Genomic DNA, 26,567 nt, shown 5'->3' with positions numbered 1-26,567 from the left:
CCCGTGATTCCCCCGTGGTCCCCCGTGACCCCGTACTTCCCCTGACGCGCCGGACACCCTCCCGCTATGCGTCATGTGACGCACGTCACTCCGCCCGGTGTTCACCCGCTGTGTGCCCGCTGTCCGTCGTCACCAGTACACGACGACCTTGTCGCCGTTCCTGACCTGCTCGAACAACTGGGCGATCGCCGCCTTGTCCCGGACGTTGACGCAGCCGTGCGAGGCCCCGTAGTAGCCGCGGGCCGCGAAGTCGGCGGAGTAGTGGACCGCCTGGCCGCCACTGAAGAACATCGCGTACGGCATGGGGGTGTCGTACAGGGTCGACACGTGGTCGCGGGATTTGAAGTAGACGTTGAAGAGGCCCTCGCGCGTGGGTGTGTACTCCGAGCCGAAGCGCACCTCGACCGTCGTCAGGGTCCGGCCGTCCACCATCCAGCGCAGCGTGCGGCTCGTCTTGCTGATGCACAGCACCCGCCCGGTCAGGCACCGCGGGTCGGGCGACGCGGCCGGCTGTCCCCCGTATGCGTACAGGTCCCATTTGCCGGGCTCCCGCGTCATGTTCAGCAGCCGCGCCCAGGTGATGCTGTCCGTCTTCCCGGTCTGCGGCAGCCCGCGTTTGCCCTGGAAGCCCCTGACCGCCTGGACGGTCGAGTCGTCGTACGTCCCCGTGGGCCCGGTGAAGAGCCACGCGATCTGCCGCAGCCGGGCCTGCAGTTCCCGCACGTCCAGTCCCTCGTCCCCCCTGGCCCACAGGACCGTGGGGGCGACGGTGGGAGTGGGGGAGGGGGTGGCCCTGGGCGGCGGGGTCTGCTCGCGTCGTCCCTTGTCGTCACCTCCGGCGTCATCGTCACCGCCGGTGCGCGCGCCGGCCTCGCCGCCGTCACCGTCCCGGTCGCCGGTGTCCTGCTTCGGGGCGCCGCTCGGCGTGCCGGTCACGTCGACGCGCACGGGCCCGCGCTGGTCGCCGTGCACCTCGATGCCCTGGGCCGTGCAGGCGCCGGCCAGGGCGAGTGCCGCGAGCGCGGCCATCGGTCTCCGCATGTCCTTGGTACGCATCGGGGCCCCCGTCTTCTCATGATCCGCCGCGGCCGGTCACTCTCCCGGACAGGTTTCCCGGACGTGACCCGTCGCGAACAAACGGGCATGGTTGTGAGCAAGGTCCCAGCCAGGACCGCTCCACCGGGTGCTGACTCGCCGCCACGGTCCGTCGCGAGGATCAGTACCGGCGAGTAGTGAACGAGTGTCCGCACCGGCGACAGGACGGAGGCGCACCATGGCGCGCGAGTCGGAGTCCGGACTGCCCATCGAGCCGGTGTACGGGCCGGAGGCGCTGCGGGACTGGGATCCGGCGGAGCGGCTCGGCGACCCCGGCGCGTACCCCTACACGCGCGGTGTCCATCCGTCGATGTACACCGGCCGGCCCTGGACGATGCGTCAGTACGCGGGTTTCGGTACGGCGGCGGAGTCCAACGCGCGCTACAGGCAGCTGATCGCCGACGGCACGACGGGGCTGTCCGTCGCGTTCGATCTGCCCACCCAGATGGGGCACGACTCCGACGCCCCGATCGCGCACGGCGAGGTGGGCAGGGTGGGCGTGGCGATCGACTCCGTCGACGACATGCGGGTGCTGTTCGACGGGATCCCCCTGGACAAGGTGTCGACGTCGATGACGATCAACGCGCCCGCCGCCCTGCTGCTGCTGATGTACCAGCTGGTCGGCGAGGAGCAGGGGGTACCGGCCGACCGGCTCACGGGCACGATCCAGAACGACGTGCTGAAGGAGTACATCGCGCGCGGGACGTACATCTTCCCGCCCAGGCCCTCCCTGCGCCTGACCGCCGACATCTTCCGGTACTGCGGGGCCGAGATCCCCAGGTGGAACACCATCTCGATCTCCGGTTACCACATGGCCGAGGCGGGTGCCTCGCCCGCGCAGGAGATCGCGTTCACCCTCGCCGACGCCATCGAGTACGTGCGCACGGCGGTCGCGGCGGGGATGGACGTCGACGACTTCGCCCCCCGCCTCTCCTTCTTCTTCGTCGCCCGCACGACGATCCTGGAGGAGGTCGCCAAGTTCCGCGCGGCGCGCAGGATCTGGGCCCGGGTGATGCGGGAGGAGTTCGGCGCGCGGAACCCCAAGTCCCTGATGCTCCGCTTCCACACCCAGACGGCCGGGGTGCAGCTGACGGCCCAGCAGCCGGAGGTCAACCTCGTCCGCGTGGCCGTCCAGGGCCTCGCGGCCGTGCTGGGCGGCACCCAGTCCCTGCACACCAACTCCTTCGACGAGGCGATCGCCCTCCCGACCGACAAGAGCGCCCGCCTGGCCCTGCGGACACAGCAGGTGCTGGCCTACGAGACCGACGTGACGGCCACGGTGGACCCGTTCGCGGGTTCGTACGCCGTCGAGAGGATGACCGACGACGTGGAGGCGGCGGCGGTCGAACTGATGCGGAAGGTCGAGGACCTCGGCGGCGCGGTCGCCGCCATCGAGCACGGCTTCCAGAAGGGCGAGATCGAACGCTCCGCCTACCGGATCGCCCAGCAGACCGACTCCGGCGAACGGGTCGTGGTCGGCGTCAACCGTTTCCGGCTCGACGCGGAGGAGCCGTACGAGCCGCTGCGGGTGGACCCGGCCATCGAGGCCCAGCAGGCCGCACGGCTCGCGAAGCTCCGCGCCGCACGCGACCGGTCGGCGGTGGGCGCGGCTCTCGCCGCTCTGCGGAAGGCCGCCGAGGGCGAGGACAACGTCCTCCATCCGATGCGGGAAGCCCTCAGGGCCCGCGCCACCGTGGGCGAGGTGTGCGACGCGCTGCGGGAGGTCTGGGGGACCTACGTGCCCGGCGACGCGTTCTGACGCGAACGCCGGACCCCGGTGTCGTACCCCCGTGCGACACTCCTTTCCATGTTCGGTGTCACTGACCTGCCCACCTATCTGGCGGGACTCGTCCTGATCGTCCTCCTGCCCGGCCCCAACTCCCTCTACGTGCTGTCCGTGGCCGCCCGGCGCGGGATACGGACCGGGTACCGGGCCGCCGCCGGGGTGTGGGTCGGGGACGCCGTGCTGATGACCCTGTCGGCGGCGGGGGTGGCCTCGCTGCTGCAGGCCAACGCCGTGCTGTTCGGGATCGTGAAGTACGCGGGTGCCGGGTATCTGTCCTGGCTGGCGGTGGGGATGCTGCGGGCCGCGTGGGGGATGTGGCGCAGCCGCCATGAGCGGTCGGCCGAGGGGACGGGGGGCGAGGCCGTCGAGGGGGAACGGCCGTTCCGGCGGGCCCTGGTCACCAGTCTGCTCAACCCCAAGGCGATCCTGTTCTTCGTCGCCTTCTTCGTGCAGTTCGTGGACCCCGGGTACGCCTACCCGGCCCTCTCCTTCGTCGTGCTCGGCACCCTCGCCCAGATCGCCAGCTTCCTCTACCTGAGCGCGCTGATATTCAGCGGCACCAGGCTGGCCGCCACCTTCCGCCGGCGAAAGGCGCTGTCGGCGGGGGCCACCTCGGCGGCGGGGGCGATGTTTCTCGGGTTCGCGGTCAAGCTGTCGCTGGCGAGCAGCGCCTAGACGAGACCCCTCGCGGCTGCGTATGCCGGGAGACCGGCCGGGGTCTCGCCGGCCCAGCCGACATAGCCGTCGGGGCGGACGAGGAAGACACCGGTGCCGTAGGCCTCGTACGGCGGGATGTGGGCCCGGCGCACGTTCTCCCGCCATGCCGGCTCCGACGGGTGCGGCCGGCCCGCCGACGCGTCCGTGCGGTCCGTGCCGTCTGTGGCGTGCGCGCCGTCCGCGCCGACCGTGCCGACCGTGAGCAGGGTCCAGTGCGGGCCGCGGAAGACGTCGAAGAGGTGTACGCCGCCGCGCCGGCCGTCGGGGGCGCGGTCGCCGGCGCGGAGGGCGTCCGGGGGCAGGTCCTCGCGGGTGTCGACGCACAGGGAGCTGCCCCGATAGCCGAGGCCCAGCTGCTGGGTGTCCCGGCCCCGACGCTGCTCGCCCCGGTGCACCCGGGTGGAGAGGCCGAGCATGGCGGCGGCCACCGGGCGCCGCTCCTCCTCGTACGTGTCCAGCAGCGTCTCGTCCGCGTCGCCACGCACCACCGCGCCCAGCTTCCAGCCCAGGTTGTACGCGTCCTGGACGCTGGTGTTGAGGCCCTGGCCCCCGGCGGGCGAGTGGACGTGCGCGGCGTCCCCGGCGAGGAACACGCGCCCGGCGCGGAAGCGGTCCGCGAGCGCTGCCCGCGGCCGGAAGTCCGAGGCCCAGCCCACCTCGGTCACGTCCTCGGCGGCGAGGTGGGAGCGGGCGGCGACGACCTTGCGGACGCCGTCCGCGGAGAGGTCGACCACCGTGCCGGGGTCCGGGAAGTTCGCGGCCAGCTGGAAGTCCTCGGTGCCGGGGAGCGGGCAGAGCGCCATGAAGCCGTGTTCACCGGCCGGCGGGAACAGGTGCCAGTTGTCGCGGTCGAGCGCCGGGACGCGGATGTCGGCCACCAGGGTCGGGCTCGGGTCGACCGTCTCGCCGGTCATGCCGATGCCGAGCAGGCGCCGCACGGTGGAGCGGCCCCCGTCGGCGGCCACGGCGTAGCGGGCGCGGACCTCGGGGCCGGTGGTGAAGGACGCCGTCACGCCGTCCGCGTCCTCGGTCAGTTCCGCCAGCTCCCGGCCGAAGGCGACGTCGCCGCCCAGTTCGCGCAGGCGGGACAGCAGGATCCGCTGCGTCCGCCACTGGGGGATCAGCCAGGGGCCCTGGTACGGCTCGGCCTCCGTCGGTGCCGACACGTCGAACATCCGGTGCTCGCCCTGCCGGCTTCCCTCGCTCCAGACCATGCCGACCGGGGCGGGGGCGCCGGCGGAGCGGACCGCGTCGAGCACGCCCAGGTCGTCGAGGATCTCCAGGGTGCGGGGCTGCATCCCCTTGCCCCGGGAGCCGGGGAACAGCGCGGCGGCCCGCTCCACGAGCAGGGCGCCGATGCCCCGCCGGGCCAGGTCGACGGCGAGGGCGAGGCCGGTGGGGCCGGCTCCGACGATCAGGACGTCCGTCGTCAGCGGGGTGGGGGTGGTCACGCGGGTGGGTGTGCTCATGGGACCGGTCTCCTTAACGTCGTTAAGTAGGGCTGCGTGCAGCAGCATGCGCTTAACACCGTTAAGCTGTCAACGTGGTTCCCAGGAAATCCCCGAAGCTGGACAAGGCACAGGTCGCCGAGGCGGCCCTGCGGTTGCTGAACGAGGTCGGTCTGGAGGGGCTGAGCCTCCGGCTGATCGCCAAGGAGCTGGACGTCCAGGCGCCCGCGCTCTACTGGCACTTCAAGAACAAGCAGGACCTGCTCGACGAGATGGCCACCGAGATGGTGCGGCGCATGGCGGCGGACTGGGCCGGCCGGCCGTCAGGGGGTGAGGACGGCGCCGACTGGCAGGCGGCCCTGCGGGCACGGATGCGAGGGCTGCGCGAGCACCTTCTGCGGTACCGCGACGGCGCGAAGGTGTACAGCGGGACGCACTTCACCGACCTGTCGTACGCGGCGCCGATGGAGGCGAGCCTGCGCATGCTCACGGCCGCGGGGTTCTCGCCGGCGGGGGCCGCGCGGGCCTGGTTCACGGCGTACAGCTACACGATCGGCCACGTCATCGAGGAGCAGTCGATGGGGGCGGACCCGGTGCGGGGCGGAGAGGGGTACGACCTCGCCGCGCGGGCCGAGCGGTTGGCGGGGTATCCGTTGGCCGTGGAGGCGGGGTGGGAGATGTTCCGGGACCACGAGCGGGGGTTCGAGGTGGGGCTGGAGGCGGTCGTGGCGGGGGTCGCGGTGGTGCTGCGGGGGAGTGGGGGGAGCTGAGGGGATCGGGATCGATGCGTGGTGGGGCGCGGAGGGGGCGGTGGGGCCGGTGGGGCCCGTTGGGGGGCGGCTGACGGTGGTGTGTGGCCGGCCGCGCAGTTCCCCGCGCCCCTCACAGGGCGCGGCCCCGGCAGTGGTCCCGTACCCAGCCACCAATCCCGCACCTCGTGACAAGTCCCGCACCTCGTGACAAGTCCCGCACCCGTGACCGGTCCTGCGCCTCGTGACAAGTCCCGCACCCGTGACCGGTCCTGCGCCTCGTGACCAATCCCGCACCCCGTGACCGGTCCTGCGCCCGTGATGACCGGCCCAGCCTCGACAGGACACCAGCCTCCGCCCCCCACCCCCTCACCGTTTCTTGCCCGCCCGCGCCCTTCTGATCGTCCTCGTCACCAGCGGGGGCAGCAGGTCCACGGCGAGTTTGCGGGCGGGGCTCTGCGGCGGACGCGGGCGGGTGGCGGGCTTCGGAGCCGGGGCTGCCGGGCTCGGGGATTCCGGCGGGGTCCAGTGGCGGGACTTCGGGAAGGCCGGGGCCCGCATGCCCTTGGACTTGAGGCGGATGATGCGGTGGCCGGCCGCCTGCTGGTTGCTGATGTGGCAGTCGTCCCGGCGCCCGACCATCTCCAGGAGGGCCTCCTGGACGGGCTCCGGGTCGTCCCACGTGCCGTAGAGCTTCTGCGTGCTGAGGCAGATCGGGTTGAGGCCCCGGTTGAGGACGGCCTCCCACGCGGCGATGGAGACCCCGGGGGTGTGCTCCGAGCGGAAGTCGTCGAGGACGACCAGGCCGCCGGGGAGCAGCAGGTCCCGCGCGGCGGTGATGTCGCCCGCGACATGTTCGTACAGGTGCGAGGCGTCGATGTGCACGAAGCGGCAGGAGCGCGGCTCGACCTCACCGGGCACGATCGAGCTGGGGCCTTGCAGGACGCGGGGCAGCTCGTCGTGGAAGGAGAGGTAGTTCGCCTCGAAGGCCCGCCGGGTGAGCGTACGGCGGTAGGACTTGGTGGCCTCCGCCGCGTTGGCGTCGTCCGGTGCGTCGCTCTCGAAGAGGTCGCAGACCGTGTAGGCCTCGCCCTCCTGGAGATGGCGGCCCAGGAAGATGGCGCTCTTGCCCATGTAGACGCCGACCTCCAGGAGATCGCCTTTCCCGCCCGCGACCTCCTGCCGGTTCAGGAGCCAGTCGAAAAGCAGCTGGTCGAGCACCGGAAACCAGCCGGGAACGTCGTCGAGTTCACGGGGGAGTCGGATCGTGCCGTGTTCAGAGGTCATTTCAGAGGTCGTTTCAGAGGCCATGAGGACAGAAGACTCTCTTGTGTCGACGAGACGAACAGGCGATATGCGCCCGAGCGGCAGGAGACGGCCGAGCGGGTTATGAGCGCAGGGGTCGGACGGGGGGAACTGTTGAACTCATGAACTGGTGAACGGGCCAGGAACCTACGAGACGGCTATGGCCTGGTCAAGGATGCTGCGGAGTCTTACCGCCGAGGTGATGTCGAATCCTCGGGCCGGATGAACAATGGGCCAATTCCAGGTTCAGGGACGGTTCAGCCCCGGCGTCCCGCGAGTGACGCGCGCAGCCAGGGCTGCAACGGACGTTCGACCCACCGGTGCAGCAGCCACGCGAGCGTCAGCATCAGCGCCACCGTGAGCGCGACGGTCACGGACGACGGAACGCCCAGACCCTGGTGCAGCGCCCGGACCACCGGCCAGCCCAGGTGCTCGTGCACGAGGTAGAACGGGTACGTCAGCGCGCCCGCGGTGGCCATCCAGGGCCGGTCGAGGCGCCGCAGGAGCCCCAGGGCGACCGCCGCCACGGCCGCGAAGCCGATGCCGACGGCGAGGACGATGCCGAGCTGGGGGCGGTAGGAGAAGAACTCCGCGTCCGGGGCGTGCCACATGTCCTCGACCGTGCGGTACTGGCTCAGCAGCAGGCTGAACACGACGATCAGCCAGGCCGTGGCGTCCCGGCGGTCGCGGTGCACCAGGTAGAGGCCCATGCCGCCGATGAACAGCGAGGCGTACTGCGGCATCAGGACCATGTCCAGCAGCGGCTCCTTCGCGGCCGGCGCCAGGACCGAGGCCAGCGTCCAGCCGCCGCAGAACCAGATCACGCGTCTGCGGGTCACCCCGGGCAGGACCACGCACAGCGCGAACAGGACGTAGAAGCGGACCTCCGCCCACAGGGTCCAGCACACGCCCAGGACCCGGTCCGCGCCGAGCGGCATCTGCAGCATCGTGAGGTTGACCAGGAACTCGCTGACGGACACCCGCGCGAAGCCGATGCCCGGGAGGGCGAAGACGGCCGCGACCAGGATCACCGCCGCCCAGTACGCCGGCAGCAGGCGGGCCGCGCGGGAGGCGAGGAAGGCCTGGACGGAACGCCCCCAGCCGCTCGCACAGATCACGAACCCGCTGATCACGAAGAAGGCCTGGACCCCGGCCCAGCCGTACGCGAACAAGCCGTGGGCGGTGGGGAACTGCACGGCGGGCGAGGCACCCCACGCCTTCCCGATCTCCCCGTCGCGCCCACCGTAGTGATAGGCCGCGACGCAGAGCGCGGCGAGCAGCCGCAGCCCGTCCAGGGCGTACAGCCGGGGCCGGGCCACGGCCCCGCCGGGGCGGGGGCGCGGGGCCGCGTCGGTCCGGGGCTCGACCCGGCCGGTCGTCTCTGTCGAGGAAGTCACCCGGGGCTCACCCCAGCGTGGCTCGCTTGAGGGACCGGGCCCGCCGCGCGACTCTTCGCACGGTGGCGTTGCGCGGGATGAACGCGAGCTGGACGGGGATACCGCCGGGCAACCCCAGCGAGGTCAGCCGGCGCCGCTTGAAGTACCGCAGGGTGTGCGCGCTCAGATGCCGTGTCAGATACGCCTCGGCCTCGGCCCGCAGCGACGGGTAGATCTTCGGCTGCATCGCGAAGCCGACCGCCCGGACCAGACCGTCGAGGTCCGTGACCGCCGTGCCCGGCTTCTGTGAGGTGACCGCCTCCCGGTCGCCCAGCTCCGGCAGCAGCGCGTCCACGATCGTGACGGGCACCCGGTTGCTGTTCTCGTACGGGGCGAGGCGGTCCAGCAGGGTGCCGGTGCCGACGCGGGCGACCGGCAGGCCGTACAGCGCGGTGGCGGTGAGCAGGGCCGTGGAGAAGCAGCCGACGACGAGGGCAGGACGCATCCGCTGGTAGAGCACCTCGGCGAGGACCGGCGTGTCCAGCACGGTCAGATCGGCGCCGAGCCGCTCCGCCTCCTTCTCCAGACCGCGCGACCAGCGGGCCGGGGCGCTCGGGTGCGGCTTGAACACCACACGCGTGTGACCGAGCGCGACCGCGCCCTTCAGCATCGTCACATGGAGGTCCTCCTCCTCCTCGGCGGTGAGGATGCCGAGCGCGGAGAGGTACTGGCCCAGCAGCAGCGCGGGCTCCTCGATATCGGGCAACTCGTCACCGGTGTCGAGGAGTTCCGCCAGCACCTTCACGAAGGCGTCCGTCGGCACGATCTCCGGCCCGACCCCGAACTCGGTGAGCAGCAGGGGCTTCAGGTCCGGCACCAGGTCCAGGTGGAGGAGGCGGTCGATGCGGGTGCCGACCAGCGGGTCGATCTTGTTGCGGGTGGGCCCGTAGCTCATCAGGCCGTCCGCGTACACGGTCACGGGGGCGCCGGTGAAGATCTGGGTGAAGCCGAGCGCCGGGTGGACCTGGATGGACTCCACGGCCAGCTCGACGTCGTCGTCGCCGAGGTTCCACAGCAGCCGCAGATGCCGCTCCCACAGCGGTACGTCGTCCTGGCGCGGGGACCAGCCGCCGGGGTGGAAGGGGGAGATGGTCTCGTTCCAGGAGATCACCTCGTCGAAGCGGGCGCTCAGCCGATCGAAGCCGGGCATCTCGTCCAGGCCGGGTGCCGTCTCCGGCGTCGCCGCGTTGTTGGAGATCAGCAGGATGCGCCGGGCGGCGGGGCGGAAGCACTCGGTGTCCAGGGCGGCGGCCAGCGTGGCCGTGCCGTACAGCGTGGACGCCATGAAGATCTGCGTGGTCACGCGGCGACCCCCGTGGCGGCGGGACGGCGGCGCAGCCGGCGCAGCCGGGTGGCGCGCTGGACGTCCATGGAGTCGAGGGCCTCGTCGAGCACGTCCTGCGGCATGCGGCGCAGCGCGGTCGCGCTCATCGACTTCAGTTTCCGTGCCACCGCCGGCTCGAACCTTTCGATGGATCCCAGATGGTGGGAGATGATCGCGCAATAGGTGCGCACGGCCTTGGGGAGAAGCCTGTCCGCGTCCCGGTCCTTCGCCGTCTCCTCGATGACCTGGTCGAACGCGCGAATGAAATCGAGCTGCCGTACGTCGCCGATCTGGGTCAGCGAGGACGCCACGCCCCGCCGGTAGAAGACGCCCAGCAGCCCCACCGTGGCGAAGGATTCGGCCTCCCGGTGGAGCTTCCAGATCCAGGGCCGGTCCTCGGCGGTGCGCAGCCCGTGGGTGAAGTGCAGGACGCCCCTGTCGACCAGCCGGCGGTGGTAGATGCCCGCCCAGGCGAACGCGTAGTCGACGGAGGTGGAGCGGTCGGCGGGCAGGATCGCGTCCCGCGGGTTCATCACCACGCCCCGGCGCCCGTTGGGCACCCGGTGGACGGAGCGGGCCCGCCCGGTGCACTGGACATGGTCCGTGCGCACGAAGTCGCAGCCCAGGTCCTCGATGGCGCCCAGCAGTCGGGGGAAGTAGCCGGGGGCGAGCCAGTCGTCCCCGTCGAGGAACGTCAGGTATTCACCGCGGGCGTTGTCGATGCCCGTGTTGCGCGCGGTCGCCAGTCCTCCGTTCTGTTCGTGTCTGACATACACCGCCCCCGGCAACTCGCGCTCCGCGCGCGCGAGAATGTCCGGTGTCTCGTCGCGCGAGCAGTCGTCGACGAGAATGAATTCGAAATCCTCACGAGCGTTTGCTCCGAGGCTCTTCAGGGTGTCGGGCGCGTATTGCTGCACGTTGTAGAACGGCACGATGACGGAGAGCTTGACCACCCCCGTGACGTTAGGTGGCCCTCCGGCATTCGTCTTGACCACCCGCTTGATGTCAGGTGAACGACGCGTGGCGGAACCGTGAACCAGGTGCATTCCGCTGGCTTTCGCGCCCTGATTCGCCGTCCGGCGATGTGCTGTTAACCCTTTGTTGCATTCAGGTTGGGCCGTTCAACGGAATCGCTTCCTAGCGTCTTCGATGTGCCAGCAAGTGCTACGAACACCCTGCGAGTCGCCGTACTCGCGGATTCCGACACCCGGTGGAAATGGGGCGCGCTCACCGCGCACCGTCTCGCTCCGGAGAAGTCGGACATCCGCTTGGACGGCTTCCTCCTGCGCGGCCGGGCCACACCCACGGCCCGCCAGCTGGAGGAGGTCGGCGTCCGCCCCGAGTCCCTGCGCGAGGTGACCGGCCTCGAATTCCTGCGCGCCATGAAGGAGGCCGCGTACGACGTCGTCCTGCTCTCCCTCGTCGGCGGGGGCGTCCAGGCGATGCTGCACGGCCTGCGCCGGGCCTGGGACGGGCGTACGAAGCGGCCCGTGGTCGTCACCGGGTACGTCGGTGTCGTCTACGAGAAGCTCGCCGACGGGTTGCTGCTGCGGCACGGCGCGGACCTCGTCCTCGCCAACTCCCGCCAGGACGCGGACCGGTTCAGGGCGGTCTACGAGGGTGTGGGCGCCGACGCCTCCTCGGTCACCGAGGTCGCGCTGCCCTTCCTGGGCGGCAGGACCTACGCGGGCGCCGAGGACCCGTCCACGGAGCAAGGGCGCGGGCCCTACACGGTCGTCTTCGCCGTACAGCCGTCCGTCCCGGACAACCGCAGGGACCGCACGTACCTGCTGAACCGGCTGATCGGGCACGCCAGGCTGCACCCGGACCGTGAGGTGCTGCTGAAGCTGCGCTCCAAGCCGGGCGAGCACACCACGCACATCGAGGAACTCCCGTACCAGAAGCTGGCGGAGAAGCAGCCCGGTGGTCTGCCGGCCAACTTCCGCCTCGCCTACGGGAACATGGGCGAGATCCTGGACAGCACCGACCTGCTGGTCACCGTCAGCTCCACGGCCGCCCTGGAGTCGCTGCACCGCCGGATCCCCACCGTCGTCCTCACCGACCTCGGCATCCGCGAGACCCTCGGCAACCACCACTTCGTGGGCTCCGGCTGCCTCGCCTCCTGGGACCAGCTGGACGCCGGGTACGAGCCGGCGCCGGACCCGCGGTGGGTGGCCCGGCAGGGAGTCGCCGCCGGGGACTCGGGGGGTGGCTCGTACACCACGGCCTTCGACGCCGCCCGCGACCGCATCGCCGAGCTGGTCGGGGCCGCCGAACTGCCGCCCCTGGCCCCGTACTACACCCCCGTCACCGCGCCCGGCTATCTGCCCGGCATCCTCGCCCGCCACCACCTCGGCCCCGACGGCGCCCCGCTGCCCGGAGCGCCCGCCGTCGAGCGACAGGCCGGGCCCGTACGGCAGATCGTGCGCCGGGCGGCGCGCGGCGCCTACCGCCACGGAGTGCAGCGCGTGGCACCCGTCATCCGCCGGATGGGGGAGCTGTGAGCCGCCACCTGTCCACTGCGCAAGGAGTACAGCCCATGCCCCACCCGGAAGCGGACCGAGCGGCCTCCGCCCGCCGCGTCCTCGCAGTGATCCCCGCGCGCGGCGGCTCCAAGGGCGTCCCCGCGAAGAACCTCGCCCCCGTCGGCGGCGTTCCGCTGGTGACCCGCGCGGTCCGCGAGTGCCTCGCCGCCCGACTGGTGACCCACGTCGTCGTCTCCACCGACGACCACGCCATCGCCGCCGCGGCCCGCGAGTCCGGTGCCGAGGTCGTGCTCCGCCCCGCCGCCATCGCGGGCGACACCGCCACCTCCGAGGCCGCCGTCCTGCACGCCCTGGACGCCCACGAGGCCCTGCACGGCGCCTCGGTGGACGTCGTCCTCCTGGTCCAGTGCACCAGCCCGTTCATCCTCCGCGAGGACATCGACGGCGTCACCCGCGCCCTCGTCGAACACGGCGCCGACACCGCCCTCACCGTCGCCCCGTTCCACGGCTTCATCTGGCGCGACGCGACCGACGAGTCCGCGGACGCCCCGCACGGCGCGACGGCCGCGGCCCTCGCCGACATCCCGGCCGGCGGCCACGCCCACGCGGCACACGGCACCGAGGACCTCGCCGGAGCCCCGGCCGGAGGCCACGGCGTCAACCACGACAAGTCCTTCCGCCCCCGCCGCCAGGACCGCCCGCAGGACCTGCTGGAGACCGGCGCCGCCTACGCCATGGACGCGGCCGGGCTGCGCAAGTACCAGCACCGCTTCTTCGGCCGCACGGAACTCGTGCGCACCGACCCCGCGCGGGTCCTGGAGATCGACGACCCGCACGACCTCGCCCGCGCCCAGGCCCTCGCGCCGCTCTTCGACGCGAACCGGCCCGGCGCCCTCCCCACCCACGACGACATCGACGCCGTGGTCCTCGACTTCGACGGCACCCAGACGGACGACAGGGTGCTGATCGACTCCGAGGGACGGGAGTTCGTCTCCGTGCACCGCGGCGACGGACTCGGCATCGCGGCCCTCCGCAGGAGCGGCCTGCAGATGCTGATCCTTTCCTCGGAACAGAACCCGGTCGTCGCCGCCAGGGCCCGGAAGCTCAAGCTCCCGGTCCTGCACGGCATCGACCGCAAAGACCTCGCACTGAAGCAGTGGTGCGAGGAGCAGGGCATCGCGCCGGAGCGCGTGCTCTACGTCGGCAACGACGTCAACGACCTCCCGTGCTTCGCCCTCGTGGGCTGGCCCGTGGCGGTCGGCAGCGCCCACGACGTCGTACGCGGCGCCGCACGCGCGGTCACCACCGTCCCCGGCGGTGAAGGCGCGATCCGGGAGATCGCCGGCTGGATCCTCGGCCCCTCCCTCGACTCTCTCGACTCCCTCACCAGTTAAGGAAATCCTCCGTCATGAGCACCAACTCCCGTCTGCGCACCTTCGGTTCGAAGACCGCCGGCCCCGGCCACCCCGTCTACGTCGTCGGCGAGATCGGCATCAACCACAACGGTGAGCTGGAGAACGCGTTCAAGCTGATCGACGCCGCCGCCGAGGCCGGCTGCGACGCGGTCAAGTTCCAGAAGCGCACCCCCGAGATCTGCACCCCCCGCGACCAGTGGGACATCGAGCGCGACACCCCCTGGGGCCGCATGACCTACATCGACTACCGCCACCGTGTGGAGTTCGGTGAGGACGAGTACCGCCAGATCGACGAGTACTCCAAGAGCAAGAACATCGACTGGTTCGCCTCCCCGTGGGACACCGAGGCCGTCGCCTTCCTGGAGAAGTTCGACGTCCCCGCCCACAAGGTGGCCTCCGCCTCCCTGACCGACGACGAGCTGCTGCGCGCCCTGCGCGCCACCAACCGCACGGTCATCCTCTCCACCGGCATGTCGACCCCGAAGCAGATCCGCCACGCGGTCGAGGTCCTCGGCTCGGACAACATCCTGCTCTGCCACGCCACGTCGACGTACCCGGCGAAGGCCGAGGAGCTGAACCTCCGCGTCATCAACACCCTCCAGGCCGAGTACCCGAACGTCCCGATCGGCTACTCCGGCCACGAGACGGGCCTGCAGACCACGCTCGCCGCCGTCGCCCTCGGCGCCACCTTCGTCGAGCGCCACATCACCCTCGACCGCGCGATGTGGGGCTCCGACCAGGCCGCCTCCGTCGAGCCGCAGGGCCTGACCCGCCTCGTCCGCGACATCCGCACCATCGAGGCCTCCCTCGGCGACGGCGTCAAGAAGGTCTACGACTCCGAGCTGGGCCCCATGAAGAAGCTGCGCCGTGTCTCCGGCGTCGTCGCCGAGGCGGAGATCGCGGCGGCGGCGGGCGAGCCGGTCGCGGTCTGAGTCTCCCTCCATCCCTGACCACGGGTCTCCCTCACTACGGGACGGTCGTACGTCGATGAGCCCCCGCGCCGGAACCGCCGGCCCCCACACTCTCGCCTTCGTCGAGAGCCCGGTACAGCTGCTGAACGTGCTGGAGTGGGCGCACGCCCATGCCCTCGGCACACCCGAGGACCCCGGCGCGGGGCCCTTCCGACGGGGCGGCGCGGGACTCACCCTCGTGGTCCTGTCGCCCAACGACCCGATGACCCGCGGCCAGCTCCGCCGGATGGCGGAGCTGGCCCGGGACGAGGGGCACAACGTGCGCTGGGAGGAGGCGCGCGGCGGCACCGCCGCCCCCTTCCGCACCATCGGCGGCCTCGCGCCGCTGCTGCGCGCCGCGAGCCGCATCGTCCTGGGCGACCCCTTCTCCCGCTACGTCCAGCTCCTGCTGACCATCACCCGGGCCCGGGACGTCGTCGTCGTCGACGACGGCACCGCGACCATGGAGTTCGTCTCGCAGCTGGCCCGCGGCGAGCGCCTCGTGCGCTGGCACCGCAAGGGCGGCCGGCCCGGTCCTCGCGACCTGATCTTCGCCCCGGTCTCCTCCAAGGCCCGCAAACGCCTCACCCCGACCGCCGGCAGACGCGTCGAGGTCTTCTCCTCCATGCCGATCGACGAGACCCCCGAGGGCGTCTTCGTCACCGCCAACGACTTCGCCTGGACCCGGGCCCGCTTCGGTCCGCCCCGCATCACCAAGGGCGCCGACCTCGTGGGCACGTCCCTCGTGGAGACCGGCGTGGTGGACGGCGACCGCTACCTCGAAGCCGTCCACTCCCTCGCCAAGGCCCACGGCGCCACCCGCTACTTCGCCCACCGCCGCGAGAGTGCCGAGAAACTCCACACCCTCGCCGCCGAGACGGGCCTGGAGATCGTCCGCCCCGACCTCCCCCTCGAACTCATCGCCCGCCGGGGTCCCATCGGCCGGACGATCCTCAGCTTCCCCTCGACCGTGGTCCACACCCTGCCGCTCGCGCTCGCCGGCACGGACGTACGCGTGGCGGTCTGCGACATCGACCCGAGCTGGCTGACGGAGAACGCCTCCCCCCGTGCCCAGGGCTTCCTGTCCGGGGTCACGGGCACGGCACGGGACGTCCACCGGCTGTCCTCGGTGGTGCCGGTCTGAGCCACGCCTCGGCGGCCCCGGGCCGACCGCCCTGAACCGTGTTCGCTCCGGGGGGATCCGGAGCCGTCGCTTCCCCGGCCGGACCGCGCCTATCGTGCCGCGTGGCTGGGGAGGCGAAGTGCCCTCCCCGAAGGGGGAGTTGTGACGACACACGGCGAACGCGCGCGGCTCGCGCCCACGGCGGACGGACACCGGGTCACCCCCGCCGAACTCTTCTTCGACCTCGTCTTCGTCTACGCCATCACCCAGGTCACGGCCCTGATGGCCGCCCACCCCACCGCCCTCGGCCTGCTCGGCGGCATGGTCGTCCTCGCCCTCCTGTGGTGGTGCTGGTGCTGCTTCGCCTGGCTGGGCAACGTCGTACGCGCCGACGCGGGCGGCATGTCCGCGGTGCTGGTCGCGGTGATGGCGGTCGTCCTGATCGTCTCCCTGACGGTCCCCGAGGTGTACGACGACATCCCGGGCGGACTCCACGCCCCCGTGCTGTTCGTCGCCTGCTACGGCGCGGTCCGCGGCCTGCACCTGGTGACCTACTGGCTCTCCGACCCCGACGACGCGGCTCTGCACGCCACCCTGCGCCGTACGGCCCTGCTCTCGGTGCTCCCGCCCTTCACCCTGCTGCTCGTGGGCTCCGCCTTCGACGGCGTGACCCGGACCCTGATCTGGCTGGCGGCGGTGGTCATCGACTACGCGGGCATCTTCGTCACCGGCCGATCGGGCTGGCGCGTGGCGTCTCCGGCCCACTTCTCCGAACGCCACGGTCTGATCGTCATCATCGCGCTGGGCGAGTCCATCGTCGCGATCGGCGTCGGGGTGACCGGCTACGCGGTGTCCGCCCCCGTCGTGGCCGCGGCGGCCCTGGGCCTCCTGGTCTCCGCCGCGCTCTGGCGCCTGTACTTCCACGGCGTCAGCGAACCGGCCGAACACCGCCTGGCCGAACTGACCGGCGACGACCGCACGGTCCTGGCCCGCGACACGTACACCTTCCTGCACCTGCCGCTGGTGGCCGGCATCGTCATCACCGCCCTCGGCATGAAGACGACTTTGCACCAGGTCGCCGACACGGCCCACTACGGCCTGGCCGAGCCCCTCCACGGCATGCCCGCCTGGGCCCTGGCGGGCGGCACGGGCCTGTTCCTGCTCGGCTCCGCCGCGATCCGGCTCCGCACCACGGGCCGCCACGCCCCGGCCCTCCTCACCGGCGCCGCCCTCTGTCTGGCGGCAGGCCCCCTGACCTCCGTCGTCCCGGCCCTGGCAGCCCTGACAGCCCTGACAGCGACGATCACCACGGTGCTGCTCCTCCAGGGCCGCGCAGCACGGGGCGACGGCGCTTCCGGAGACTGATGAAGCGCGCCCGTCGACCCCCGCGCCCCCCATCACCCCCGTGATCCCTGTCACCCCCGCCACGCCCACAGCGGCCACCGGCGCCCCACGGCCCCGACCCCCGCTTCACCCCCGCAGTCGCAGGCCACCGCCCATGTGCCGGCCCCTCGCGCCACCTCCCCGCCCACCCGGTCGCACACAGGGCGTAGCGGAACCAGCACGCGGCGGTGATGGTTCCGGGACAGTGCGGTGGGCCGAACGTGGTATCCGTGGAGGGTGGGAATCGGCCGGGCACCCCCGGACGTTTGAACGATGGGAATCGCGGGCAACTCCGGCGCTCCCTTCTCCGAGGTCAGCCCGCCCGCGAAGAGGCGGCCGGGTATACCCATCCCTGCCAATACGTATGCGTCGCGCGACCGGAAATCTTCCCCTTACGGGCTGATTTTTTGTTGATCGAGGGTGAGAAGGTCGCCCGATCGCCCTACCCTTCAGAGGGTGAACCAACTGATGTCCCGAGAGTCCGAGGCAGATCTGCCAGGGGAAGCCGAAACATCGCTCCCCGGCACCTTGCCGGAAGCCCTGCGTGCCGAACTCGTCGCCTTTCGCCGCGACTTGCACATGCACCCGGAGCTCGGCAACCAGGAGTTCCGCACGACCGCCGCGATCAAGGCCCGCCTGGAGAAGGCCGGCCTCAGCCCGCGCGTGCTCGACAGCGGCACCGGACTCATCTGTGACATCGGCGCCTGGAACGGCACCGACAGCGCCGCGCTCGCCCTGCGCGCCGACATCGACGCCCTGCCCATCCCGGACACCAAGGTCGACTGCGACTACCGCTCCACCGTCCCCGACCGCGCCCACGCCTGCGGCCACGACGTGCACACCACCGTCGTCCTCGGCGCCGGCCTCGTCCTCGCCGACCTGCACCGCAGGGGACAGTTGCTCCGCCCCGTCCGGCTGATCTTCCAGCCCGCCGAGGAGGTCCTGCCCGGCGGTGCCGCCGACGCGATCAGGAGCGGCGCGCTCGACGGCGTCGGCCGCATCATCGCCGTGCACTGCGACCCGAGGGTCGACGCGGGCTTCATCGGTCTGCGCCACGGCCCCATCACCTCCGCCTGCGACCGGCTGGAGCTGTCCCTGGACGGGCCGGGCGGCCACACCGCGCGCCCCCACCTCACCACCGACCTCGTCACCGCCGCCGCCCGGGTCGTCACCGACGTGCCCGCGCTGGTCGCCCGCCGCTTCGACGCCCGCGCCGGACTCGTCGTGACCTGGGGCCGCATCGAGTCGGGCCACGCCCCGAACGTCATCCCGCAGCACGCCGAACTCTCCGGCACCGTCCGCTGCCTGGACATCAACGCCTGGCGGCAGGCCCCCGACCTGATCCACGAGGCGGTCCAGGAGGTCGCGGTCATGCACCGCGCCAAGCCCGAGATCAACTACATCCGGGGCGTCCCGCCGGTCGTCAACGACCCCGTCGTCACCGAACTGCTGCACGACTCGATGGTCGTCCGCCGCGGCGCCAAGTCCGTCGAGGACACCGAGCAGAGCCTCGGCGGCGAGGACTTCTCCTGGTACCTGGAGCACGTCCCGGGCGCGATGGCGCGTCTGGGTGTCCGCCGTCCGGGCGATCTCACCGTCCGCGACCTCCACCAGGGCGACTTCGACGCCGACGAGCACGCCATCACCGTGGGCGTGGAACTCTTCACCGCGGCCGCTCTCCTCGACGCCCGTATGCGCGTCCTGGACCCGGCAGGCCGGTAGCCGTCTCCGGTTGCGCCCCGCCCGCCCTCGCGGCAGCCTGGTGCGCGTGTCCGTACGATCACCGTACGGAGCGCGCACCTTCACGCTGACGTCACCCCTCGTACACGCACAGCGAGGGGCGGGAGAGGCGCTGTGTCCAGAAGATCCCTTTCGATCCCATGGTTCACGAGGACGTAACGGCCACCGGCACGAATGGATAACGGCCAGTCGAAACCCCGTTCCCAGGAGGGTCTACGCGCGTTAATGTGCGCCGAACTGAGCACCCGGTCGCGGGGCTTTGGAGAAGATGGGGAACTTCAAGATGCGTCGGATTTCCAAACTGACCCGCGTCGCGGTGGGGGTCGCGTCGCTGGCGCTCGCCGCCACGGCCTGTGGTGGTACCAGCAGCGAGAGCAGCGGCAGCGGCGGCGAGACCAGCAAGGGCGAAAAGGGTCTCGCGATCGCGTACGACATCGGCGGCAAGGGCGACCAGTCCTTCAACGACGCCGCGTACGCGGGCCTGGAGAAGGCTCAGAAGGAATTCGGGTACAAGACCGAGGACATCGAGCCCACCGAGGGCGAGACGGACGCCGACAAGCAGCAGCGTCTGGAGTCCCTCGCCAAGCAGGGCTACAACCCGGTGATCGGCGTCGGCTTCGCCTACGGCCCCGCAATGGAGGCCGCGTCCAAGCAGTTCCCGAAGACCACCTTCGGCATCGTCGACTCGGTCGTCGAGGGTGACAACGTGGCGTCCCTCGTCTTCGCCGAGCAGGAGGCCTCGTACCTCGCCGGTGTCGCGGCCGCCAAGGCCACCAAGACGAACACCGTGGGCTTCGTGGGTGGCGTCGACATCCCGCTCATCCACAAGTTCGAGGCCGGCTACAAGCAGGGCGTCGAGGACACCAGCGGCGGCAAGGTCAAGGTTCTCTCGCAGTACCTGACCCAGACGGCCGAAGAGGGCGGCTTCTCCAGCCCCGACAAGGGCAAGGCCGCCGCCGAGGGCCAGATCGAGAAGAAGGCGGACGTGCTCTACGCGGCCGCCGGCCTCTCCGGCCAGGGTGTCATCGAGGCCGCTGCCAAGGCCAAGGTCTGGGCGATCGGTGTCGACTCCGACCAGTACAACCAGGAGGCTCTGGCCCCCTACAAGGACTACATCCTCACCTCCGCCCTGAAGGACGTCGGCGGCGCGGTCTACGCCCTCGCCAAGTCCGTCGAGGACGGCAAGCCCCTCACCGGTGTCCAGACCTTCGACCTCAAGGTGGACGGCGTCGGCCTCGCCGACTCCAACCCGAAGATGGCGGAGATCGCCGGCCTGACCGACGCCGTCGCGAAGGCCAAGGAAGGCATCATCGACGGCTCGATCAAGGTGAAGACCGAGTAGGTCCGGATCCGCGACGAACGCCGACAGCGGGCGGGTGCTTCTGCACCCGCCCGCTGTCGCGTTTCCCGGCGCACGGGTCCGAGACGGCCCCGAAAGGGACGCGGGGGGCCGCGTCATCCGCGTCCGGTCCGGGCGGCAGCCCCGTAAGGGGCGCGAGGGGCCGCGTCCGAGCGAGGTAGCCCCGTAAGGGCCGCGAGGGGCCGCGTCCGAGCCGGGGAGGCCCCGTAAGGGGCGCGGGGAACTGCGCGACCAGCCACGATGCACCCGCACCCGACACTCCACCCCCAACGCCCCCCACCAACACACACGCCACCCCCGGACACCCTTGGAACACGGCCCCATAACAACGTGGTCCACCAGGCTTCACCCGGAGGGTCTACGCGCGTTACTCTGCGGCGAAAGCCATATAAGGCGCCGATGCTGTGAAGCACTACTGAGCAGTACCCCCCGGCGCTGTACGACAGGAGCACCACACATGCGCCGGGTTTCCCGCCTCGCGGTCGCAGGCGCAGCGACCGCCTCCCTCGCCCTCGCCCTCTCCGCCTGCGGCGGCACCTCGACGGACGCCGCGACGTCCGCCGACTCCAAGGGCGACAAGGGCCTCGCGATCGCCTACGACGTCGGTGGCAAGGGCGACCAGTCCTTCAACGACGCGGCGTACGCGGGCCTGGAGAAGGCGAAGAAGGAGTTCGGCTACGACACCCAGGACATCGAGCCCACCGAGGGCGAGACGGACGCGGACAAGGAGCAGCGTCTGGTCTCCCTGGCCAAGCAGGGCTACAACCCGGTCGTCGGCGTCGGCTACGCGTACGCGACGGCCGTGAAGGCCGCCGCCGAGCAGTACCCGGACACCACCTTCGGCATCGTGGACGACTCCACGGTCCAGCTGAAGAACGTCGCGGACCTGGTCTTCTCCGAAGAGCAGGCCTCGTACCTCGCCGGTGTCGCGGCGGCCAGGTCCACGAAGACGAACACCGTCGGCTTCGTGGGTGGTGTGGACATCCCGCTGATCCACAAGTTCCAGGCGGGCTTCGAGCAGGGCGTCAAGGACACCGACCCCAAGGTGAAGGTGCTCACCCAGTACCTGACCCAGACGGCCGAGGAAGGTGGCTTCTCCAGCCCCGACAAGGGCAAGACGGCCGCCGAGGGCCAGATCGAGAAGAAGGCCGACGTCGTCTACGCGGCGGCCGGTCTGTCGGGCCAGGGCGTGATCGAGGCCGCCGCCGCGAACAGGATCTGGGCGATCGGTGTCGACTCCGACCAGTACCGGCAGGAAGCCCTCGCGAAGTACAAGGACTCCATCCTGACCTCGGCGACGAAGGACGTCGCCAAGGCGGTATACAACCTGGCGCAGTCGGTCGAGGACGGCAAGCCCGCGACCGGTATCGTCAGGGGCGATCTGAAGACCGGCGAGGTCGGCCTCGCCGACTCCAACCCGAAGTTCAAGGGCGACACCGAGCTCCAGGAGGCCATCGCCACGGCCAAGGAGAAGATCATCAGCGGCGAGATCAAGGTCAAGACCAGCTGATCAGCTGTACCACGAGCAGTCGCGCGACCCCGGTGGTGTTCAGGCACCTCCGAAGTCGCCAGTAACCGCGGGGTTACGTGCGCTCAACGGGGTACGGGGAGTATCGCTCCCTGTACCCCGTTGTCTAAGCGGCCCCGGGGACGTCGAGGCATCTCGCCCCGTTTTCCCCGGTACCGCCTGGGCGCGTCGCCCGCTTCCGATGCCGTAGGGGCGCTACGCGCGTAGACGACCCCCTTTCCCAGGAGAGTGCGCCATCAACGCGTCCAGCAGCCCTCCGGCCGACGTGGCGGTCAACGGTCAGGTGACCGCCGTCGAACTTGCCGGGATCACCAAGCGGTTCCCCGGCGTCGTGGCCAACCACGACATCCACCTCACCGTGCGCAAGGGCACCGTCCACGCCCTCGTCGGGGAGAACGGGGCCGGCAAGTCGACCCTGATGAAGATCCTCTACGGCATGCAGAAGCCGGACGAGGGCACCATCGCGATCGACGGCGAGCAGGTCTCGTTCTCGTCCCCGGCCGACGCCATCACCCGCGGCATCGGCATGGTCCACCAGCACTTCATGCTCGCCGACAACCTCACCGTCCTGGAGAACGTGGTCCTCGGCAGCGAGAAGCTGTACGGCATCGGCGCCAAGGCCCGCCGCAAGATCAAGGAGATCTCCGAGCGCTACGGCTTCGGCGTGCGCCCGGACGTCCTGGTCGAGGAGCTGGGGGTCGCCGAGCGCCAGCGCGTGGAGATCCTCAAGGTCCTCTACCGCGGTGCCCGCACCCTGATCCTGGACGAGCCCACCGCCGTCCTGGTGCCGCAGGAGGTCGACTCCCTCTTCGCCAACCTGCGCGAACTCAAGGCGCAGGGCCTGGCGGTCATCTTCATCTCGCACAAGCTGGGCGAGGTGCTGTCGGTCGCCGACGAGATCACCGTCATCCGGCGCGGCACGACGGTCGGCACGGCCGTCCCCGCCGAGACCACCCCGCGTCAGCTCGCCGAGCTGATGGTCGGCAGCGAGCTGCCCACCCCCGAGACGGCCGAGTCCACGGTCACCGACCGCCCCGTCCTGACCGTCAAGGACCTCCGGCTGGAGGCCGTCGGCGGCAAGGCACTGCTAGACGACATCACCTTCACCATCCACGCGGGCGAGGTCCTGGGCCTCGCCGGTGTCGAGGGCAACGGCCAGACCGAGCTGGTCGACGCGCTCATCGGCCTGAAGTCCGCCGACTCGGGCACGATCGCGCTGGCCGAGGAGGACATGACCACCTGGGCCACGCGCAAGCGCCGTGAGCAGGGCGTCGGCTACATCCCCGAGGACCGCCACCGGCACGGCCTGCTCCTGGAGGCCCCTCTCTGGGAGAACCGTATCCTCGGCCATGTGACCGAGCGGCCCAACGCCAAGGGCGTCTGGCTCGACCCGAAGGCCGCGCAGGAGGACACCCGCCGGATCGTCGCCGAGTACGACGTCCGCACCCCCGGCATCGACGTCACCGCCGCCTCCCTGTCCGGCGGCAACCAGCAGAAGCTGATCGTCGGCCGCGAGATGAGCCACAAGCCGCGCTTCCTGATCGCCGCCCACCCCACCCGCGGTGTGGACGTCGGCGCGCAGGCCCAGATCTGGGACCAGATCCGCGAGGCCCGCCGCGAGGGCCTGGCCGTGCTGCTGATCTCCGCCGACCTGGACGAGCTGATCGGCCTGTCCGACACCCTCCGGGTGATCTACAACGGCAAGCTGGTCGCCGACGCCGACCCGGCCACCATCACCCCCGAGGAGCTGGGCTCGGCCATGACCGGTGCCGCCACCGGCCACCTCGCACACGAAGAGACCCCCGAGACCTCGGCGGACGCGTCCGGGTCCGAGGAAGACGAGGCCCGCTGATGAAGAAGTTCGACAAGGAGCGCGTGCTCCTCGCGGTGGCCGGACCGGTCCTCGCGCTCGCCGTGGCCTTCGCGCTGACCGCGATCGTGCTGCTGGCCTCCGGCAAGAACCCGGTCGAGCCGTTCTCGATCATGTTCGAGCAGGCCACGTTCTCCGACATCCAGGTCCGGATCATCAACCAGGCCTCGCTGTACTACATCGCGGCCCTCGCGGTGGCCATCGGCTTCCGGATGAACCTGTTCAACATCGGTGTCGACGGCCAGTACCTGCTCGGCGCCATGATGACCGCGATCGTCGGCGCCCACGTCGACCTGCCCGCCGCCCTGCAGATCCCGCTGCTGATGGTCACCGCGATCCTCACCGGCGCCTTCTGGGCCGGCATCGTCGGCGTCCTCAAGGTGACCCGGGGCGTCAGCGAGGTCGTCGCGTCGATCATGCTGAACGCGATCGCGACCTCCGTCATCGGCTACCTCTGGCTGCCGACCGTCTTCGGCGTCAAGGTCGGCAACAACAACACCACCGGCGAGATGGCCGAGTCCGGCTGGATCCCCGGCATCGACATGGGCGCGGCCGGCGAGATCTACGGCCTGGTCCTCCTCGCCGTGCTGCTCGGCATCGGCTACTGGATCGTCATCAACCGCACCCGCTTCGGCTTCGACCTGCGCGCCTCCGGCGCCTCGGAGTCCGCCGCCGCGGCCAGCGGTGTCGACCCCAAGCGCATGGTCCTCACCGCCATGCTGATCTCCGGCGGCGTCGCGGGCCTCGCGGGCCTGCCGATCCTGCTCGGCGACACCCACACGTACAGCCTCAACTTCCCCACCGGGATCGGCTTCCTGGGCATCGGCATCGCCCTCCTCGGCCGCAACAGCCCCGTCGGCATCGCCTTCGCCGCCCTGCTGTGGGCCTGGCTCGACAAGGCCTCCCCGGAGCTGGACTTCCACGGCTACGACAAGGAGATCGCGGTCATCATGCAGGGCCTGATCGTGCTCTCGGTCGTCGTCTCCTACGAGACCGTGCGCGAGTGGGGCCTGCGCCGCCAGCAGCGCCGGGTCGGCGCCGAGCTGGCCGCGGGCCATGTCCTCGGCGGTCTCGACGCGGACGCCTCCGACAACCACAACGTCAAGAAGGAGGTGTCGGGCCGATGACCACGAGCACCACCGCGACCGACCTCAACCAGCCCTCGCTGGAGCCGACCGCCCCCACCGGGCGCAAGATGTCGCTGCCCGTGCTGCTGCTGGTCATCGCCGGCGTCCTGGCACTCACCTCGATCGTCCGCATCATCACCGGCGCCGACGGCATCACCAACGTCAGCCAGATGTCCACCGCGCTGGAACTGGCCGTCCCGATCGGCCTCGCCGGTCTCGGCGGTCTGTGGGCCGAGCGCGCGGGCGTCGTCAACATCGGCCTCGAAGGCATGATGATCCTCGGCACCTGGTTCGGTGCCTGGGCCGGCTTCCAGTGGGGCCCGTGGACCGGTGTCCTGATCGGCATCATCGGCGGCTGCCTCGGCGGTCTGCTGCACGCCTTCGTCACGGTCACCTTCAACGTCAACCACATCGTCTCCGGTGTGGCCATCAACATCCTCGCCCTCGGCGCCACCCGCTACCTCGCGCCCCTCGCCTTCGAGGGCCACCAGGGCGGCTCCGCCAAGCAGTCCCCGCCGGTCGATTCCATCGGCGACTTCACCGTCCCCGGACTGTCGGACGCGCTGACGGAACTCAACTCCAAGGGCTGGTTCTTCATCTCGGACCTCGCCGGCCTGCTCGGCGGTCTGGTCACCAACGTCTCGTGGCTGACCCTCGTCGCCGTCGCCCTGATCCCCGCCACCTGGTGGATCCTGTGGCGCAGTGCCTTCGGCCTGCGGCTGCGCTCCTGCGGCGAGAACCCGATCGCCGCCGAGTCCCTCGGTGTCAACGTCTACAAGTACAAGTACCTCGCCGTGATCATCTCCGGCGGTCTGGCCGGCCTCGGCGGAGCCTTCCTCTCCATCGTCGCCAACCCCTTCTACCTGGAGGGCCAGACCAGCGGCCGCGGCTTCATCGGTCTCGCCGCGATGATCTTCGGCAACTGGATGCCGGGCGGTCTCGCCCTCGGCGCCGGCCTCTTCGGCTACACCGACAGCCTCAACCTGCGCGGCGGCTCCGAGAACGTCCACGCCCTGCTGCTGCTCGGCGCCCTGCTGCTGGTCATCGGCGCGATCTGGCAGGCCGTCCGCAAGAAGTACGTCCCGGCCGCGATCACCTTCGTGATCGGCGCCCTGGTCTTCACCTGGTACGCGACCACCAACGAGGTCCCGAACCAGGTCGTCGCCGCCACGCCGTACGTCATCACGCTGATCGTCCTCGCGCTCTCCGCCCAGCGGCTGCGGATGCCGAAGGCGGACGGCCTGCCGTACCGGAAGGGGCAGGGCAAGTGACCGCCGTCGACTGGGCCGGGCTGCGCACGGTGGCCCGGGACGCCATGTCCCGGGCGTACGCCCCCTACTCCGGCTACCCGGTCGGTGTGGCCGCCCTCGTCGACGACGGCCGGACCGTCTCCGGCTGCAACGTCGAGAACGCCAGCTACGGCCTCGGCCTGTGCGCGGAGTGCGGTCTGGTCTCGGAGCTGCAGAACAGCGGCGGAGGCCGTCTGACGCACTTCACCTGCGTGGACGGCAAGGGCGACATCCTCGTCCCGTGCGGCCGCTGCCGGCAGCTGCTGTACGAGTTCGGCGGCCCGGACCTCCTGCTGGAGACCCCGGCGGGCATCCTGCCCCTCTCGGAGATGCTGCCCCAGGCGTTCGGCCCGGACCATCTCACCAAGTGACTCCCGTGCGGCCCCTCCTGACGAACGGTCGGAGGGGCCGCGCACTTTCCCGATCCGCGGCACGT

21 protein-coding genes are annotated in these 26,567 nt (G+C 71.0%); 15 read left to right on the top strand and 6 right to left on the bottom strand.

Annotated features, from left to right (window positions below; translation table 11 throughout):
* Positions 1–129: 129 nt before the first annotated feature.
* Positions 130–1,056 carry a L,D-transpeptidase family protein gene (locus ACWCRJ_RS07810; protein ID WP_450938473.1) on the bottom strand — a complete coding sequence of 309 codons (927 nt, stop codon included), beginning with the start codon at positions 1,054–1,056 and terminating at the stop codon, positions 130–132.
* A 217-nt stretch (positions 1,057–1,273) separates the two neighbouring features.
* Here ACWCRJ_RS07810 and ACWCRJ_RS07805 point away from each other — a divergent pair, with 217 nt between their 5' ends.
* Together ACWCRJ_RS07805 and leuE are read left to right on the top strand one after the other, a co-directional pair.
* Entirely contained in the window at positions 1,274–2,854 is a 1,581-nt protein-coding gene (locus tag ACWCRJ_RS07805) for an acyl-CoA mutase large subunit family protein (RefSeq protein WP_450938472.1), read from the top strand.
* Between the two features lie 48 nt (positions 2,855–2,902).
* Complete coding sequence (gene leuE, locus ACWCRJ_RS07800) at positions 2,903–3,556, top strand: leucine efflux protein LeuE (protein ID WP_450938471.1); 654 nt, start codon at positions 2,903–2,905, stop codon at positions 3,554–3,556.
* On the opposite strand, the gene ACWCRJ_RS07795 is transcribed toward leuE, so the two are convergent.
* Positions 3,553–5,067 carry an FAD-dependent oxidoreductase gene (locus ACWCRJ_RS07795; protein ID WP_450938470.1) on the bottom strand — a complete coding sequence of 505 codons (1,515 nt, stop codon included), beginning with the start codon at positions 5,065–5,067 and terminating at the stop codon, positions 3,553–3,555. The genes leuE and ACWCRJ_RS07795 overlap by 4 nt on opposite strands.
* A 74-nt stretch (positions 5,068–5,141) precedes the next feature.
* On the opposite strand from ACWCRJ_RS07795, the gene ACWCRJ_RS07790 reads away from it, so the two are divergent.
* Complete coding sequence (locus ACWCRJ_RS07790) at positions 5,142–5,816, top strand: TetR/AcrR family transcriptional regulator C-terminal domain-containing protein (protein ID WP_450938469.1); 675 nt, start codon at positions 5,142–5,144, stop codon at positions 5,814–5,816.
* A 348-nt stretch (positions 5,817–6,164) separates the two neighbouring features.
* Here ACWCRJ_RS07790 and ACWCRJ_RS07785 read toward each other — a convergent pair whose 3' ends face one another.
* The 4 genes from ACWCRJ_RS07785 to ACWCRJ_RS07770 form a co-directional block, all read right to left on the bottom strand.
* Positions 6,165–7,082 (bottom strand): class I SAM-dependent methyltransferase, encoded by a 918-nt coding sequence (locus tag ACWCRJ_RS07785; protein ID WP_450938468.1) that lies wholly within the window; start codon positions 7,080–7,082, stop codon positions 6,165–6,167.
* Positions 7,083–7,357: 275 nt separating this feature from the next.
* On the bottom strand, positions 7,358–8,497 hold the full coding sequence (locus tag ACWCRJ_RS07780; RefSeq protein ID WP_450938467.1) for an acyltransferase family protein: 1,140 nt from the start codon (positions 8,495–8,497) through the stop codon (positions 7,358–7,360).
* 7 nt (positions 8,498–8,504) lie between these two features.
* Complete coding sequence (locus ACWCRJ_RS07775; protein WP_450938466.1) at positions 8,505–9,839, bottom strand: alpha-2,8-polysialyltransferase family protein; 1,335 nt, start codon at positions 9,837–9,839, stop codon at positions 8,505–8,507.
* Positions 9,836–10,813 carry a glycosyltransferase family 2 protein gene (locus tag ACWCRJ_RS07770; protein WP_450938465.1) on the bottom strand — a complete coding sequence of 326 codons (978 nt, stop codon included), beginning with the start codon at positions 10,811–10,813 and terminating at the stop codon, positions 9,836–9,838. The genes ACWCRJ_RS07775 and ACWCRJ_RS07770 overlap by 4 nt, the downstream gene beginning before the upstream one ends.
* Before the next feature lie 198 nt (positions 10,814–11,011).
* Here ACWCRJ_RS07770 and ACWCRJ_RS07765 point away from each other — a divergent pair, with 198 nt between their 5' ends.
* The 12 genes from ACWCRJ_RS07765 (at position 11,012) to ACWCRJ_RS07710 (ending at position 26,502) form a co-directional block, all read left to right on the top strand.
* Positions 11,012–12,364: a DUF6716 putative glycosyltransferase gene (locus tag ACWCRJ_RS07765; protein WP_450938464.1), complete on the top strand. Its 1,353-nt coding sequence runs from the start codon at positions 11,012–11,014 to the stop codon at positions 12,362–12,364.
* Between the two features lie 35 nt (positions 12,365–12,399).
* Positions 12,400–13,740: a cytidylyltransferase domain-containing protein gene (locus ACWCRJ_RS07760; protein ID WP_450938463.1), complete on the top strand. Its 1,341-nt coding sequence runs from the start codon at positions 12,400–12,402 to the stop codon at positions 13,738–13,740.
* Positions 13,741–13,754: 14 nt separating this feature from the next.
* Positions 13,755–14,693 (top strand): N-acetylneuraminate synthase family protein, encoded by a 939-nt coding sequence (locus ACWCRJ_RS07755; protein WP_450938462.1) that lies wholly within the window; start codon positions 13,755–13,757, stop codon positions 14,691–14,693.
* Between the two features lie 55 nt (positions 14,694–14,748).
* Positions 14,749–15,855: a hypothetical protein gene (locus ACWCRJ_RS07750; protein ID WP_450938461.1), complete on the top strand. Its 1,107-nt coding sequence runs from the start codon at positions 14,749–14,751 to the stop codon at positions 15,853–15,855.
* Positions 15,856–15,996: 141 nt separating this feature from the next.
* On the top strand, positions 15,997–17,199 hold the full coding sequence (locus ACWCRJ_RS07745) for a low temperature requirement protein A (RefSeq protein ID WP_450938460.1): 1,203 nt from the start codon (positions 15,997–15,999) through the stop codon (positions 17,197–17,199).
* Between the two features lie 486 nt (positions 17,200–17,685).
* The gene (locus ACWCRJ_RS07740) at positions 17,686–18,939 is read left to right on the top strand and encodes an amidohydrolase (protein ID WP_450938671.1); all 1,254 of its coding nucleotides are present in this window, start codon (positions 17,686–17,688) and stop codon (positions 18,937–18,939) included.
* A 301-nt stretch (positions 18,940–19,240) separates the two neighbouring features.
* Positions 19,241–20,299, top strand: coding sequence for a BMP family lipoprotein (locus ACWCRJ_RS07735; RefSeq protein WP_450938459.1), 1,059 nt, complete (start codon positions 19,241–19,243; stop codon positions 20,297–20,299).
* 475 nt (positions 20,300–20,774) lie between these two features.
* Positions 20,775–21,827 carry a BMP family lipoprotein gene (locus ACWCRJ_RS07730; RefSeq protein ID WP_450938458.1) on the top strand — a complete coding sequence of 351 codons (1,053 nt, stop codon included), beginning with the start codon at positions 20,775–20,777 and terminating at the stop codon, positions 21,825–21,827.
* Positions 21,828–22,128: 301 nt separating this feature from the next.
* Positions 22,129–23,697 carry an ABC transporter ATP-binding protein gene (locus ACWCRJ_RS07725; RefSeq protein WP_450938670.1) on the top strand — a complete coding sequence of 523 codons (1,569 nt, stop codon included), beginning with the start codon at positions 22,129–22,131 and terminating at the stop codon, positions 23,695–23,697.
* Entirely contained in the window at positions 23,697–24,842 is a 1,146-nt protein-coding gene (locus ACWCRJ_RS07720; protein WP_450938457.1) for an ABC transporter permease, read from the top strand. The genes ACWCRJ_RS07725 and ACWCRJ_RS07720 overlap by 1 nt, the downstream gene beginning before the upstream one ends.
* Positions 24,839–26,113, top strand: a complete 1,275-nt coding sequence (locus ACWCRJ_RS07715; RefSeq protein WP_450938456.1) for an ABC transporter permease — start codon at positions 24,839–24,841, stop codon at positions 26,111–26,113. Before ACWCRJ_RS07720 ends, ACWCRJ_RS07715 begins: the two co-directional genes overlap by 4 nt.
* Positions 26,110–26,502, top strand: a complete 393-nt coding sequence (locus tag ACWCRJ_RS07710; protein WP_450938455.1) for a cytidine deaminase — start codon at positions 26,110–26,112, stop codon at positions 26,500–26,502. The genes ACWCRJ_RS07715 and ACWCRJ_RS07710 overlap by 4 nt, the downstream gene beginning before the upstream one ends.
* Positions 26,503–26,567 lie beyond the last annotated feature (65 nt).

This window comes from Streptomyces sp. NPDC002324 (assembly GCF_053593335.1).
The sequence above is the reverse complement of the archived record's forward strand: the minus strand, read 5'-3'. Positions and strand labels throughout refer to the sequence as shown.